The organism is Alteromonas ulvae, assembly GCF_048987005.1.
Lineage (GTDB): Bacteria > Pseudomonadota > Gammaproteobacteria > Enterobacterales > Alteromonadaceae > Alteromonas.
Genome location: NZ_CP185261.1, coordinates 1,837,235 through 1,852,018 on the forward strand (window position 1 = coordinate 1,837,235; position 14,784 = coordinate 1,852,018).

Genomic DNA, 14,784 nt, shown 5'->3' on the forward strand with positions numbered 1-14,784 from the left:
ATGAAATTCAGTGAAAAATGGTTAAGAGAGTGGGTTAACCCGTCGCTGTCGGCACATGAGCTGTCTGAACAGTTGAGCATGGCTGGCCTAGAAGTAGATGGCGTAGAGCCTGTTGCAGGCGAGTTCACCGGCGTACTAGTGGGTGAAGTGGTAGAGTGCGGTCAGCACCCTGATGCCGATAAGCTTCGCGTGACTAAAATTAACGTGGGTGGCGATGAGCTGCTAGATATCGTTTGTGGCGCGCCTAATTGCCGTCAAGGGATAAAAGTAGCGGTAGCCTGCGTGGGCGCGGTACTGCCTGGTAATTTTAAAATTAAAAAAGCCAAGCTGCGCGGCGAACCTTCTTTCGGCATGCTGTGCAGTTTTTCTGAGCTAGGCATTAGCGATGATCACGATGGTATTATCGAGCTTCCAGCTGATTCGCCCGTGGGCACCGATATTCGCGAATACCTTGGGCTAGACGATAATGCCATTGAGGTAGATTTAACACCTAACCGCGCCGACTGCTTAGGCATTCGCGGTATTGCCCGTGAAGTAGGCGTGCTGAATAACTTAGACGTTTGCGAGCCAGTAGTTGAAGACGTTGCGTCTACTATTGATGATAAGCTTACTATTACTCTTAGTGCAGACGATGCTTGCCCACGTTATTTAGGTCGTGTGGTTAAGGGCGTTGATGTAACTGCTGCATCACCACTGTGGCTTGTTGAAAAGCTACGTCGCTGCGGCGTGAGAAGTATCGACCCTATTGTTGATGTAACCAACTTTGTGTTGCTAGAGCTAGGTCAACCTATGCACGCGTTCAATCTTGCGAGTATAGAAGGCAACATAAATGTGCGTATGGCCAAAGAGGGCGAAAAGCTTACTTTGCTTGACGAAACAGAAGCAACGCTTAAAGATAACACGCTGGTAATTGCAGATGATAACAAAGCGTTAGCCATGGCCGGTATTTTTGGTGGCCTTCACTCAGGGGTTACATCTGAAACAAAAGATATTTTGCTTGAAAGTGCGTTTTTCAGTCGCGATGCCATTATGGGCCGCGCTCGTCAGTATGGTTTACATACCGATGCATCGCACCGCTACGAGCGCGGGGTAGACCCACAGCTACAGCGTAAAGCCATAGAGCGCGCTACTGCATTGGTACTTGAAATTTGTGGTGGTGAAGCGGGTCCGGTTGTTGAAGCGGTTTCAGAAGATAAATTGCCTAAGCAAGCCACGGTTACACTTCGTCGTGATCGCTTAACCCGTGTGTTAGGTATTAGTATTGATGACGCCAAAGTCAGCGAGATGCTTTCTCGTTTAGGCTTAGATGTTACCGCTACCGGTGAGGGTTGGGAAGCCGTTGCGCCTAGCTATCGTTTTGATATTTCAATTGAAGAAGATTTGATTGAAGAGATTGCTCGAGTTTACGGCTACAACAATATTCCTAATGTTGCGCCAGCCGCTACCCTTGCTATGTTGCCTTCGCAAGAAGCGCAGCTGCCATTAGGTACAATGAAGTCGTTGTTATTAAGCAAAGGCTATAACGAAGCCATTACGTATTCGTTTGTCGACCCGAAAATACAAAATGCATTGTTCCCTGATGTAAAAGGCATGGTGTTACCGCACCCCATATCTTCAGATATGTCGGTAATGCGGGTTAGTTTATGGCCAGGTTTGCTAGGTGCTTGTGCGTACAATCAGAAGCGTCAGCAACAGCGAATTCGACTGTTTGAAACCGGATTACGCTTTATACCTCAACAAGATGCGCCAAATGGTGTATTGCAACAGCAGGTAATTGGTGGTGTAGTAGCAGGGCGTCGTAACGAAGAACATTGGGACTTAGGCGACAGCCCAGTCGATTTCTTCGATGCAAAAGCAGATGTAGAAGCCTTGTTGGCACTTACCGGTAAGCACGGTGAGTTTCAGTTTGTTACTGGCGAACACAGTGCATTGCATCCTGGTATGACTGCAAAAATTTTGCTTAACGATGAAGAAGTTGGCTATATTGGTGCTGTTCACCCACAATTTACTAAATTGCTGGGCGTAAGCGGTCGTGTATTTGTGTTTGAATTAGCGGTAGACGCTATTAGCGAACGTAAATTACCGTCTGCTGCACCTGTATCGCGTTTTCCATCTAATCGTCGTGATATAGCTATTACTGTTAAAGATGAAGTGCGTGTAGGAAATGTGCTTTCTTACATAGAAAAAATTGGCGTAAATCAACTAGTTGCTCTAAACTTGTTTGATGAATACAAAGGCAAGGGAATTGAACCTGGGTACAAGAGCCTTGCATTGTCACTTCATTTACAAGATCCAGAAAAAACCTTAGAAGAAGCTGAGATTCAGCACGCTGTCGATACTGTGGTGAAAGGTTTGGAATCTGAGTTTGGGGCCGCGTTAAGAGAGTAAACTATGGCATTGACCAAAGCCGAGATGGCTGAACACCTATTCGAGAAATTGGGCATTAACAAGCGTGATGCTAAGGATCTGGTTGAGCTTTTTTTCGAAGAAATTAAAGGCGCTCTGGAATCTGGTGAGCAAGTAAAACTGTCAGGTTTTGGCAATTTCGACCTGCGTGATAAGAATGAACGTCCTGGACGTAACCCTAAAACGGGTGAAGATATTCCTATCAAAGCGCGTAGGGTGGTGACATTCCGCCCTGGTCAAAAACTTAAAAGCCGAGTTGAAAACTCAGCACCTGTCGACGAATAATTCGCACACTGCTGCAATTATAACGTTGTAAAAACATGAAAAGAGCGGGGAGCACCCTCGCTCTTTTGTGTTTCTTCTTTTTACAGTGCATTCGCACTGGGTTTCTTATATTAATTTTTCGGAGGATAGTGTGAAAAAAGCACTTGTCGTTTTTTCTATTGTGCTAATTGCCGTAGCCGCATGGTTTGTTTTTTTATCGGCTGATGCTAACAACCGCGATCGAGAAGCATCGAGCGTACCCGTTATCACCGTAATGGAAATATTGCATGCAAGCGACCTGCAAAAAGGCGTAAAGCAGGCGGTTGATCAAAACAACGATGAAGAAATTCAATATTGGCTTCAGCAAGCCTCAGAAGTAGGCGAAGCGGCAAACTTAGCGGCCAACGACCTTGAATACTTACGCTCTCGGGCAGCGAAAGATTACGTTGTTTTTAATGCTAAGCGCCAGCTTTTTAACGAAGAGTTTGAAACCCACTATTATGCATTAGAAAGTATTGAAGGGCTAAAGGCGAAGTACCCAGAAGCACAGGACTTGTTTGCCCGCGCCGATGCACTACTTGAAAAGCGAGATGCAATCATTCAACAAATAGCTGTTACCATTGCGGGTAACGACTCACCCAGTGACGCAGTAATAAAAGAAGCGAGAGAGCAGTGGCTTCAACAGGCCAATGCAGTGCCCGTTAGTACTCGTTAGTTCTCATTAGTAAGAGTTCGGTAAAGCAGGCTCTTAAACACTCATACCGAGTGCTCATATGAATAGCTTACATCGCAAGCGCTCATATGGATAGCGTATCCCTAGCGCGCATATCGAAAGCTTATATTCATAGCTTATACTGATAGCTCATACAGATATGTCGGCAAATTGTGCATTAGTGAGTGCACCGAGGTCGGCTGCACTTAACGCTACTTCTAAGCCCCGTTTGCCTGCGCTTACATGAATGAGCTCGAGTTGTAGGGCACTTTCGTGGATAACCGTAACAAGTCGCTTTTTTTGTCCCAAAGGGCTTACCCCACCAAGCACATAACCTGTTGATGCGATGACTGCGTCGGCACTGGCCATGGCAACTTTCTTTGTGCCCAGCACTTTTGCCATTTTCTTTTCGCTGAGCTTAGTGGTAACGGGCACAACGGCTACAGCCAATGCTTTATTCTTTTTATCTTCATAAGAAACTACCAATGTTTTAAATACGCTTTCGGGGGGCAAGCCTAGTTTTTCAACGGCCTCTAAGCCATAGGATAACGCGTTGGGTTCGTGCTCGTACTTAAGCACGCTGTGCTTAATACGCTTTTGGGTTAGTAGAGTAATGGCTGGCGTCATTCTTCTTCTTTCTTATAAAAGGTGCGTGAATAAATAATGTCGCCTGGCAAAAGCGGTGTTGCTGCTTGTGTGGCATAGTCAGTAAAACCTGCTGTAAAAAATTCTGACAGTGGGTGGCCAGACTGCCCACCAGGCAGGGTGAGAATAGCATTGTCTAAATGCCCAGGGCTTGCAAAGAAACGCTCTGAAGCACCAAATTCAGCAGACTGCACCGCAGGCATGTAGGTATCACCGAAACCGTTTACTGGCGTCATATTCAACTTTTTACCTATTAAGGGTATTTGTGCTGAGAAAGGGTGTTTTACCGTTAACGCATTTACGCTTCCCCAATTTAGCTTATCCATATTCGCTTCAAGAGGAGAATATTTATCGAGAAGTTTATGCTTGGCTCGCCTGTAGGCATCTACCAACAACTCATCGAAAGTATTGGTTCCCGCTGGTAGCCAGCTGTTAGGCTGGGTTTGTATAAGCTGCCAGGTCGCAGGCTCAATACCACGCAGAAGCGTGCGGCTTTGAACGCCTTGCTCATCGAGAGAAGATAATATTTCACCAAATAGCGTTTGTACAACTTCGCGGCGGAAATGCTTTACTAAGGTGTAACCCACAGAGTCGTCACACGCACAGGCTCCCCATGTGTTTAGATAGGTTAGATCGGGCTTAAACTCGACGTTTTGCATGGTGAGTAAGCCAGTGAGTAAGTTGCGCCATGGAATAAGAAACTGTGCATGATTATCTAGCTGAATAGCGTAAAAGTCAGTCTCGGTGAAGGTGTCTTTTTCAAACAGGCGGTCTCTTATCTGTCTGCCTCTTGCCCCAAGCGCGTAACCACCATCGCCTAGTTGTGGAAGATCTTTTGCCGCAATAACTCGAGCATTGGCTGTCCATATTCGATTGGAAACAGGATTTTTTACTACCGGCAGCTTTGTTGCTCGGCGCGGGGGATTGTCTCGCATATCTTGTTCAGAAATTGCGGTGTACGATGCGGTTTCTCGGTGAAGAACAGCGCCGCCAGGCATCCACGCCACATTACCTTCGCTATCAACCATGACTAAGTTTTGTGTGGGATTGGCAATATGTTTACCTATTTCTATTGCCTCATCTACAGACTTAGCGTTACCAAACTGGGTAATAGCTAAGTTGGCAGCAAATGTGTGGTGCGCTACCCAATTCAGGGCGTAGCGCTTTCCGTTAAGTATTTTTACCGGGCCAAATTCACTGACTTCTAGGGTGTATTCATGAACGCCTGAGGGAAGGGGAATAGTTTCTGTTACTAACGTAGTGTCTGTATCGTTATTCAGCGCCACCCAATCTACGTTGTCTAAGTTAGCATTGGTAAAGCCCCAGGCAATATCGCCGTTGGTACCCACTACAATGCCAGGCACTCCCGGAAGCGACACGCCCGTCACTGAAATATCTTGCCCATCTTCACTGTAATTAAGCTGAGTGCGGTACCAAATAATGGGTACGCGAAGGCTTAAATGCATATCGTTTGCCAATAGTCCTGCTCCGGTGGGCGTAACCGCTCCCGATACCGCATAGTTATTACTGCCTATGTCGGGAAGTTCGGTGCCCCTATAGTTAAAACGAGCGCGGTTGCGTTCAATATCACCGCCTGAATAATCATAAATGTCACCTGACAGGCCGTCATTATTGTTGCCGTTGATATAGGCTCGAATATCTGCACTTTCACTTTCATTTTTACTTTCGTCCGCAGCGTTAAACGGGCTAGGATAGTCGGGAATAGGAGCGTTGGACAATGGAAGCTCGCTGCCATCAAGAGCGGCCTGAAAATGACTTTGCTGGGTAATAAAATGATAAATCTCATCGCCAAAAGTATCTTTCAGAGCGGTTCTTGCAAGATCTAGCTTTACTTGCCCGTCCTGCAACTCTAAATACATGCTGTAAATAACCAAAATACTGTCGGTAGGCCGCCATTGCGTGACCTGCATACCTGCAGCGATGTATTCGAAGGGAAGGGTAGTAAATTCATCAATAGCTTCATTTACGCCGTGAGCATAACGAATAAGTAGTTTTTGTTGCCTAGCTGGCAGATTGTCGAAAACGGCTTGCGCTCGTTGCTCAAATTGGTGAAACCGCGCGTTTTTGTCTATATCGAGCGCTGCGCTTCCTACCCAGGCTGATAAATTGCCAGAGGCCGCTCTGCGCTGTAAGTCCATTTGAAAAAAGCGGTCTTGACCGTGAGCAAACCCCAATGCATAGGCCGCATCAAATAGGTCTTCAGCGTTTATAACCGCATGACCGAGGGAGTCTCTCGATAGGTGGGTAGGCTGTGTTACGTGATAGGTGGCGCTGTTACCCTCTAACTTGGGTAAACTTAAATAAAGTGTGCTGTACACAGTTGCTGCGGCAATCGCCATTAACAGTATCGCACCCATAACAAGCCACTTGAGCCAATTTATCACGTGAATTACTCCGTTTTTTTCTCTATCCTACCCCAACAAACTCAACAATGAGAAGTGATGTTTTATGAGACCAACTCGTCAAGCTGTGCTAAAGAAAACTAAGGGTGTGCTGTGGGTCCATTAATGCTCGACTGTCAGGCAGAAGAACTGTCGCCTGAAGAAAAAGAAAAACTGGCGCATCCGGTTACAGGCGGCGTTATCTTATTTTCTCGTAATTATTATGACAAAGCTCAACTTTCGGCGCTTATAAAAGATATTCGTCGATATGCTAACAAACCTTTGTTAGTCGCGGTTGATCACGAAGGGGGGCGGGTACAGCGCTTTCGTGAAGGCTTTACTGCCATTCCTGCCATGGGCGATATTTTGCGCCATACGAAAAATGAAGGCGAAAGTGCTGCTCTTGCTCATGCTTGCGGGCTTGCGTTAGCAGTAGAACTAAAAACGCTAGATATCGATGTTAGCTTTGCCCCTGTGTTAGATATAAATGGCGTGTCGCAAGTCATAGGCGATCGCGCTTTTGCTGATAATGCCACTGATGTTGTGCGGTTAGCCGCGTCGCTGATCGACGGGCTTAAAAGTGCGAACATGCCTGCTATTGGCAAGCACTTTCCTGGCCACGGCAGTGTTGCCCCAGACTCTCATGTTGCATTGCCCCGTGATGAGCGCGATTTTGACGAGATTAAACACACCGATATGGTGGTGTTTGAACGTTTAATAAAGCGTGATTTACTGGACGGCGTTATGCCTGCCCACGTAATTTATGATCAGGTATGCCCCGATCCTGCGGGTTTTTCGTCCCATTGGCTTAAGCAGATATTAAAGAAAGATCTTGGTTTTAATGGCGCTATTTTCTCCGATGACCTGTCGATGCATGGTGCGTCTGTTGCAGGCGACTATGTTGAGCGGGCAGAGGCCGCACTCAATGCAGGTTGCGATATGGTGCTGGCTTGTAACAATGTGAAAGGCGCAGAGCACATTCTTGATGGTCTAGAACATCGTGTTGCTCAACAGCAAAAAGCCGACATAAACAAGAAAGACAACGCTAAGACTCACATTAACACACTGTGCGGGCGAGCCTTTCATAAGCGAGCATTGCCATCGGGGTTAAAAGATCAATATGACAGTGCCGTTGCGCTTATTGAAAGAATGAGCGAACGCAAGCCATAAGCGGGTAACACCAATGTTATCCGCCAGCTTTTAACATTTGGGCCGTTGTACAGTGGTAAAGCATGTCGAATGCCGACGCAACGGTTTCTTTTCCCAAGATAAACGGATTGCTTTTAGCAGGCTCTTTTGTTTCTGCACGTTTACTGTTAAGTGCGCTCGCGGATTGAGTGAGTTCAGCCAGTTTTTTGTCGCTACCGTCCCGTTTAGGATGATTGGATAGGAAGATGTCGATGTTTTCTGCTATCGCTAAACGGCGCATTTTGGCGGCAGATTCAGTATACGCTTTTATGCGCGGAACATCAGGGCCGTAGTTTAAACCCGTTCCGCCCCACAATATGGCTTTGTGCATGCTAGCATCTTTTGCATCTCCTTTTTCCACCGCGGTAAACACAACAGAGAGAGTGCCTGGCGTGTGACCCGGTGTGAGGTAGAAGGTAAAAGTGTTATTGCCTACGGTAAGAGTGGTTTCATCATCAACGCCCATACTAAAACCTGGTTTTTGCTCAGGCGCTTTACCCCAGCGAGGGCTGCTAAAGCCATCGGCACCCGCCGCCAACCAATTCCATTCACGATGACTCATGATAATTTGGGGTGAATAAAGCCTGCTAATGAGTGACTGTCCCCCGTAGTGATTTTACACTCTCACTTCGTCGATACCTGCCTCGATATTTAAAAAGCGTGCAAAGGTAAATAAGAAGTCACTTAATCGGTTTAGGTAAGCATGCACCACTTCGGGCACGTCGTAGTGCTTAGCTAGGCTTATAACGGCCCGCTCTGCACGCCGGCAAACCGCGCGACAAACGTGAGCTTGCGCCGCATCTTCACTGCCACCTGGTAGGACAAATGACGTATTCGGTGGCATTTGATTAGTTAACTCGTCGATAAGGCTTTCAAGGGCTTCTATATCGGATTGCGTTAATGTTGAGCTGGCCGATATGGCAAAGCCTGCCTGAAAGAGATTGCGTTGAATGGTGTGAAGCTGTGTTCGGTGTTGCATAGGCACTGAGGCGGCAAGCAGACCAATGTGGCTATTGAGCTCGTCAATGTCACCGTAACTTTGTACCACTAAATCATCTTTATCTACGCGGATGGCTTTGTCGGCGTATATTTGCGTGCTGCCTTTATCGCCAGTACGAGTATAAATTTTCATTTAACAGCAATCCTATTCTTGTGTGTCGTTTTGGGGGGCGGCCTGTAAAGGACGTTCATAGCGACGAATTTGTACAATAAATCCATACAGTGGATGGTCGAAATAGTGCAGTTGTTTACTGATCACACGACGTTGCTCGGCAAGCGGTATAGATACCAGCTGATATTCTACTGTTTTAACATCGGTTTGTGATAAACCGTTTTCTATCGCGCTGGTCTCACCTACTTCATCTAGAGATTCCCCGCTGCCAGTGGATGCCAGCGCTACACTCACGTCTTCACTACTGAAATACTGTGTAGGTACCTGATGTCGATAAAACAGCTCACTGTCGATATGTAGGTAGGGCACTCGGTTGATGTATTTAAGAAATACCTTTATACGGCCGTCAATTTCCCAAATCGGCTCGCGGAAAGCACTATTATCGTTTGTGGTCTCGTTGCTTAAATCGTTCTCTGTTCCCACGCGCTGAAGCATCTTAAGCGAAACAGGCTCTGGTTGTGACAAACGCTGCTCTAGCGACGTGAAAAAAGCGTCGCTAACAATGGCCGTCTGTTCATCCTCATTGAGAACATTTGCTGTCGCTTCTTGTGCTGTGTTTACAGTGTCAGTCACTGCAGCGCGTTTATCTTGAATGTGTTCGCCATCGTTATTAAAGCGACTTGCGAAATTAGTGCCTCCGAAAAGACGCACATTAAACGCCTTATTTTTGCCAAACTTAACCGGCTGTCGCCACGCGACATGAAGCAGACGTTCTAGTTCACGGTTAGCGCGTATTTGGCGAGAAATAGCGGTTAGCTCTTGCATATCGCTAGATAGAAGGTGAGATTTAGATGCTAACGGCCAGTCGTTGCCTTCAATAACGACGGGAAGTTGTTCCGGCGCTGGCATACTGTTATCAACGCTGTTTCGCTCCCACACAATACCATTGGGTAGTTGGTTAACGCTAAGCCAAGGCTTCTCGGTTTCGCAGTAGGTAAATTGAGGCGTTGAAACCGTTGGCTCTGAATGAGCACCAAAAAAATCAGTCCAATTTACGTCTATCCAATAAGAGATAATGGTTTCTAAGGAAGGCGCTGAGGCATTTCCATTAGACTCACTACGCTCTCTGTTTTCTTCAAAGTCATTACCTTTGAGGTAAGTGGTTTCAAAGTCAGTGTCTTCGTAAATAGTGCTTTCAACGTCGCCACTTTTATCATCTTCACTGATTTTAGAGGAATTTTCTAAAGCAGTGCTATCATCTACCTTGGCGCTTTCATTAAGCGTATCCTTATCAAAAGCATCCTCATTGAAAGCACTGCCAGTAGATTCTAGAGACTCCGCGCTTTCGATTGAATGTAAATCATTAATCTCGCTAGGTTCATTAAGTAGGTCACTATTACTCAATGCTGTGAAGTCTGTATCGTGAGCGGGTACTAGTAAACTCAGATTTTCTGGCCAAGTAGGTAAGGGCTTCTTTTTAGGCAAGCCATTGATATCGCAAGTGGCTAAGTTTTGCTTGATGAAGCGAATATCAGGCATGATTACCGCACTGATCACATCCGCCTCACTTTGTGGTACCGCAAAAGACTCAGCAAGATTAAACTGTTCTTCTAGCTCGGTAAGCGCTTTATTGCGTTTAAATGCAATTACCTCTATATCGAACCACCAGTCGTCGCTGTCTGCTGCATTGGCCATCAACGGCACACCAATACAAGCGGTTAACAAAGCGGCTAATGTGCACCTGCGAAATAACGTCATGTTATCGCGACTCCTTTGCAAAATCGGCAATGATATCGCTAATAAACGCAATGCGTTCTTTAGCTGTTTCGGTTTTCTTCACCAAACGAAGCTTTTGGCTTCCTTCGAACTTAAAGGTGTTTGGCTTGGTTTGAACCTGCTTAATAATGTAGGCAGGGTTAACCGTGGTGGTTTCTTTGAACTCCATGGTACCGCCTGTGGCAGACAAGTCTACTTTTAGTATGCCTATGGCGGCGGCTCTTATCTTTATTTCGGCCACATCCACAAGGTTTTTAGCAGGCTCTGGCAGTAGGCCAAAGCGGTCGATACACTCTACCTGGAATTCATCAATATCATCTTGTGTCATGCAGCTGGCAAGGCGCTTATAAAGCGATAGTCGGGTATTTACATCGGCAATGTAATCTTCTGGCAGTAATGCTGGAATGCGCAGCTCTACTTCGGTATGACCAGACATTGCATCGTCTAAGGATGGCTCTCTGCCTTCTTTTAACGCGTTTACGGCTCTATCGAGCATATCCATATACAGGCTAAAGCCAATGCTCGCTATTTGACCAGACTGTTCGTCGCCAAGTAGCTCACCGGCACCGCGAATTTCTAAATCATGAGTGGCTAGCGCAAAACCCGCCCCCAAATCTTCTAACTGCGCAATGGCATCTAAGCGCTTGACGGCGTCTTTAGTCATGCGCTTGGGGTGAGGTGTTAACAGATACGCATAAGCTTGGTGGTGAGAACGCCCCACACGGCCCCGTAACTGGTGCAACTGCGCTAAGCCCAAATGGTCGGCTCTATCCATAATAATGGTGTTAGCGCTTGGCACGTCAATACCGGTTTCGATAATGGTAGTACATACCAGTACATTATAACGCTGATGATAGAAGTCGCTCATTACGCCTTCCAAATCGCGCTCACGCATTTGTCCATGCCCAACCGCAATGCGAGCTTCAGGCACTATTTCAGCAATTTCTTCCGCGGTACGTGCAATGCTGTCCACCTCATTGTGCAGGAAGTAAACCTGACCACCCCGTAAAATTTCACGCATAATCGCTTCGCGAATAGTAGCTTTGTTACGCTGTTGTACAAAGGTTTTAATAGAGAGTCGTCTAGCTGGCGGTGTCGCAATAATTGACAGGTCGCGCATGCCAGACAGTGCCATATTCAGCGTACGGGGAATAGGGGTGGCAGTAAGCGTGAGTATATCCACATCGGCGCGAAGGGATTTTAGCTTTTCTTTTTGACGAACACCGAATCGGTGCTCTTCATCAATAATGACTAAGCCCAAATCTTTGTACTTTATGTCGCTAGATAGCAATTTGTGGGTTCCCACCACAATGTCTACTTTGCCTTCGCCAATACGCTCTATAATGTGTTTTTGGGCTTTGCCGCTCACGAATCGGCTCATCACCTCAATTTCAAAAGCCCAGTCGGCAAAGCGATCTTTAAAGTTTTCATAATGCTGCTGAGCAAGCAGGGTTGTTGGCACCAAAATGGCCACTTGCTTACCGTGGTTGGCCGCTAAGAACGCGGCGCGCATGGCCACCTCTGTTTTACCAAAGCCCACATCACCACACACTAAACGGTCCATAGCGGATGGGCTGCTCATATCATGCATTACCGCAGCGATAGCCTGAGCTTGATCCGGCGTTTCTTCAAACGGGAAGCTATCGGAGAATTTTTGATAGTCGTCCCAATTTATGTTGTATGCAAAGCCTGGTTTAGCGGCGCGGCGGGCATACACATCTAGCAACTCAGCGGCCACATCACGCACTTTTTCAGCGGCTTTTTGCTTGGCTCGCGACCATGCATCTGAGCCTAAGTAGTTAACTGGGGCATTATCAGCATCCCCCCCGGTATAGCGAGATATTAAATGCAGAGAGGCAACAGGTACGTAAAGCTTCGACTGTTTAGCATATTCAATACATAAATACTCGGTGGTGACGCCGCCGGCATCAAGGGTTTGCATGCCAAGGTAACGGCCAACACCGTGGTCGAGGTGAACCACCGGTTGCCCAACAGACAGCTCGGCTAAGTTTCGAATAATCGCGCTTTCGTCGGTTGCGGTGCGCTTATCGCGAAGACGTCGCTGGCTTACCTTGTGCCCAAGTAGCTCGGTTTCAGTAATGAAAAGCAGCTCGCCTTCTTTGCTTTTCCAGCGAAAGCTATGCTCTACCAAACCCACGGTGATGCCAATATCATCGCGATTTGACAGAAATTCGTTGAATGAGTCAACCGGCTTGGGTTTAATACCAGCTTTAGCCAGTACGGTCATCAAGCCTTCACGTCGGCCTTGTGTTTCTGCACAAAACAGTACTTTTGCGCCTTGCTTGGTTGACTCATTAACGGTGGCAATTAAGCGTTCGGCAGGCACTTTTTTCTGCGAGTTTATGGCAATGTCGTCTAGCTTTTCGCACAGCATATTGGTGCTGCCCGCTTTATCTTCTAGTACTTCACTGCGCATAGAGGCGCGAGGCCACTGCTTTATTTCACCAAACAATTCGTTAATAGGCAGAAATAAATCATTGGGTGCAAGTAGTGGGCGCGCTAGGTTATACCGGTATTGCTCGTAACGCTCTTTTACATCGGCCCAGAAAAACTCACTGGCATCTTGTACATCGCCATGAAGCAGTAACATGCTTTTAGGGTGAAGATAATCGAATAACGTAGCGGTTTTCTCGAAAAACAGCGGTAAGTAATATTCTACGCCGCTGGGCATGGTGCCTTTGCTTACCTGAGAAAAAATGCTCTCTGAGGCGTTGTTGGTATCAAATTTTTCAAGAAACTGCTGTCGAAATAATGTTATCGCGTCTTTATCCGTGGGGAATTCACGGGCGGGGAGCAGGCGAATTTTATCCACGGCATCGCCAGAGCGCTGGGTTTCGGTGTCGAAGTAGCGAATGGAATCTATTTCGTCATCGAATAAATCGATTCTAAACGGCTGCTCGCTGCCCATAGGGAACAGGTCTATGATGCTGCCGCGCACCGAAAATTCGCTGTGACTCATTACCTGGCTAACATGCAGGTAGCCGGCCTGTTCTAAATTGCGTCTAAACTGGTCTCTGTCTAAGGTTTCGCCTTTGTTCAGCATCAACAGATATTTTGCGAGGTAGTCGGTAGGCGCCAAACGCTGCATCAAGGTGTTAACGGGAACAATAAAAATGCCATCAACTTGTTGGGTAAATCTAAATAGGGTTTCTAATCGCTGAGAAACAATGTCCTGATGAGGGGAAAATGAGTCGTAGGGCAGGGTTTCCCAATCAGGAAATAACGTAATAGGAACATCTTTGGCCGAGGGCTTGTTTGCCATAAAGAACGCGAGTTCTTTTTCTAGCTTCATCGCCGATGGCGTATCGGCAGTAATGAGCACTATTGGGCCATTATACTGCGCTTGTGCTTGGCTAATACAAAGCGCAGTGCTGCTACCTTGTAATTGCCCCCATTGCTTATGATCCTGAGACGATGCGTCTTTCTTCTGCGCCGGAAGAGGCAGCGATAATAAGGTGGCTGTCATGACGTCCTATAACTGTTTAATACGATTTATACCAATGTAAGATGGCAATGAGTACTGCTTATGGTGCCAATTAGGATCCAGATTTTTTCTCTTTCGCGCGTTTTCTTAGCTGCTGGGTTTGAACATGCAGACTAGCTCGCACCAGTAATTCTTGATCTTGCTCTCTAATGGCACTGAAAATAAAGGCTATATGGTAGCTATCTTCCACGCTCTCGCAAGTAATAACTTCACCGTAACAGAATATGGCTGCAGCCTCGGCGTCGAGAAACAGCTTGAGTTCAGCAAAGGTGCCAATATCTAACGGCGATGCCGACTCAATAACAACGCCTCCGCCTCCATATTTTACTGAGCGATAGCGCTGTGCTTCTTCGTCTTGTTGATGCAGCACAAAAGACATCATGAGATCTATTTTTCTAGATTGATGGTTAAGGAAGTCGGCCAATGATTCGGCGTGATCGCCCAAATTGCGTAGGGGCCTAATGGCCTGCGCTTCGATAGTAGCCATTTCACTGGCAATACGAAATGCATAGGGCATGGCGTCTTCAATACCTTCCTCGTCTGGTACGGCTTCATTGTCCTCAAGGGGCCTAACATTGATGTTAATGCCAGAGGCAACTGAAAAGTATTCGTCGAATTGGGCTTTCTTTTCATCTAGGCTAAGTTTACTCATGACATTCCTCTGCCACTAATTCTTGTGCAGCCAGTAGCTTACACGTAGTATACGCACATTACTATTTTGGGTGTATCTCGTCATCTCGCCTTTTGACTAATTAGAGCTCGGTCCATACTAATG

The 14,784-nt window shown here is 46.7% G+C and carries 11 protein-coding genes; 4 read left to right on the top strand and 7 right to left on the bottom strand.

Features of this window, described 5'->3' with window-relative positions:
• From pheT to ACOJR9_RS08050, 3 genes are all read left to right on the top strand, one after another.
• Positions 1 to 2,388, top strand: coding sequence for a phenylalanine--tRNA ligase subunit beta (pheT, locus tag ACOJR9_RS08040; RefSeq protein WP_420935771.1), 2,388 nt, complete (start codon positions 1 to 3; stop codon positions 2,386 to 2,388).
• A gap of 3 nt (positions 2,389 to 2,391) precedes the next feature.
• Complete coding sequence (ihfA, locus tag ACOJR9_RS08045; protein ID WP_032095099.1) at positions 2,392 to 2,691, top strand: integration host factor subunit alpha; 300 nt, start codon at positions 2,392 to 2,394, stop codon at positions 2,689 to 2,691.
• A gap of 130 nt (positions 2,692 to 2,821) precedes the next feature.
• The gene (locus tag ACOJR9_RS08050; protein ID WP_420935772.1) at positions 2,822 to 3,385 is read left to right on the top strand and encodes a hypothetical protein; all 564 of its coding nucleotides are present in this window, start codon (positions 2,822 to 2,824) and stop codon (positions 3,383 to 3,385) included.
• 147 nt (positions 3,386 to 3,532) lie between these two features.
• On the opposite strand, the gene ybaK is transcribed toward ACOJR9_RS08050, so the two are convergent.
• On the bottom strand, positions 3,533 to 4,009 hold the full coding sequence (gene ybaK / locus ACOJR9_RS08055) for a Cys-tRNA(Pro) deacylase (protein ID WP_420935773.1): 477 nt from the start codon (positions 4,007 to 4,009) through the stop codon (positions 3,533 to 3,535).
• Positions 4,006 to 6,432 carry a penicillin acylase family protein gene (locus tag ACOJR9_RS08060; protein WP_420935774.1) on the bottom strand — a complete coding sequence of 809 codons (2,427 nt, stop codon included), beginning with the start codon at positions 6,430 to 6,432 and terminating at the stop codon, positions 4,006 to 4,008. Before ACOJR9_RS08060 ends, ybaK begins: the two co-directional genes overlap by 4 nt.
• Positions 6,433 to 6,555: 123 nt before the next feature.
• Here ACOJR9_RS08060 and nagZ point away from each other — a divergent pair, with 123 nt between their 5' ends.
• Entirely contained in the window at positions 6,556 to 7,599 is a 1,044-nt protein-coding gene (gene nagZ, locus ACOJR9_RS08065) for a beta-N-acetylhexosaminidase (protein ID WP_420936091.1), read from the top strand.
• Positions 7,600 to 7,615: 16 nt separating this feature from the next.
• On the opposite strand, the gene ACOJR9_RS08070 is transcribed toward nagZ, so the two are convergent.
• The 5 genes from ACOJR9_RS08070 to ACOJR9_RS08090 form a co-directional block, all read right to left on the bottom strand.
• Positions 7,616 to 8,179: a hypothetical protein gene (locus tag ACOJR9_RS08070; RefSeq protein ID WP_420935775.1), complete on the bottom strand. Its 564-nt coding sequence runs from the start codon at positions 8,177 to 8,179 to the stop codon at positions 7,616 to 7,618.
• A gap of 54 nt (positions 8,180 to 8,233) precedes the next feature.
• Positions 8,234 to 8,749, bottom strand: coding sequence for a cob(I)yrinic acid a,c-diamide adenosyltransferase (locus tag ACOJR9_RS08075; protein ID WP_420935776.1), 516 nt, complete (start codon positions 8,747 to 8,749; stop codon positions 8,234 to 8,236).
• A gap of 12 nt (positions 8,750 to 8,761) precedes the next feature.
• Complete coding sequence (locus ACOJR9_RS08080; protein ID WP_420935777.1) at positions 8,762 to 10,486, bottom strand: CsiV family protein; 1,725 nt, start codon at positions 10,484 to 10,486, stop codon at positions 8,762 to 8,764.
• A gap of 1 nt (position 10,487) precedes the next feature.
• On the bottom strand, positions 10,488 to 13,991 hold the full coding sequence (gene mfd, locus ACOJR9_RS08085; RefSeq protein ID WP_420935778.1) for a transcription-repair coupling factor: 3,504 nt from the start codon (positions 13,989 to 13,991) through the stop codon (positions 10,488 to 10,490).
• Between the two features lie 70 nt (positions 13,992 to 14,061).
• Positions 14,062 to 14,661, bottom strand: coding sequence for a PilZ domain-containing protein (locus ACOJR9_RS08090; protein ID WP_420935779.1), 600 nt, complete (start codon positions 14,659 to 14,661; stop codon positions 14,062 to 14,064).
• Between the last annotated feature and the right edge of the window lie 123 nt (positions 14,662 to 14,784).

Excerpts from the sequence above, each read along its gene's own strand:
- pheT (WP_420935771.1), top strand. The coding sequence starts at position 1 with ATGAAATTCAGTGAAAAATGGTTAAGAGAGTGGGTTAACCCGTCGCTG.
- ihfA (WP_032095099.1), top strand. The coding sequence starts at position 2,392 with ATGGCATTGACCAAAGCCGAGATGGCTGAACACCTATTCGAGAAATTG.
- ybaK (WP_420935773.1), bottom strand. The coding sequence starts at position 4,009 with ATGACGCCAGCCATTACTCTACTAACCCAAAAGCGTATTAAGCACAGC.
- nagZ (WP_420936091.1), top strand. The coding sequence starts at position 6,556 with ATGCTCGACTGTCAGGCAGAAGAACTGTCGCCTGAAGAAAAAGAAAAA.
- ACOJR9_RS08070 (WP_420935775.1), bottom strand. The coding sequence starts at position 8,179 with ATGAGTCATCGTGAATGGAATTGGTTGGCGGCGGGTGCCGATGGCTTT.
- ACOJR9_RS08075 (WP_420935776.1), bottom strand. The coding sequence starts at position 8,749 with ATGAAAATTTATACTCGTACTGGCGATAAAGGCAGCACGCAAATATAC.
- ACOJR9_RS08080 (WP_420935777.1), bottom strand. The coding sequence starts at position 10,486 with ATGACGTTATTTCGCAGGTGCACATTAGCCGCTTTGTTAACCGCTTGT.
- mfd (WP_420935778.1), bottom strand. The coding sequence starts at position 13,991 with ATGACAGCCACCTTATTATCGCTGCCTCTTCCGGCGCAGAAGAAAGAC.
- ACOJR9_RS08090 (WP_420935779.1), bottom strand. The coding sequence starts at position 14,661 with ATGAGTAAACTTAGCCTAGATGAAAAGAAAGCCCAATTCGACGAATAC.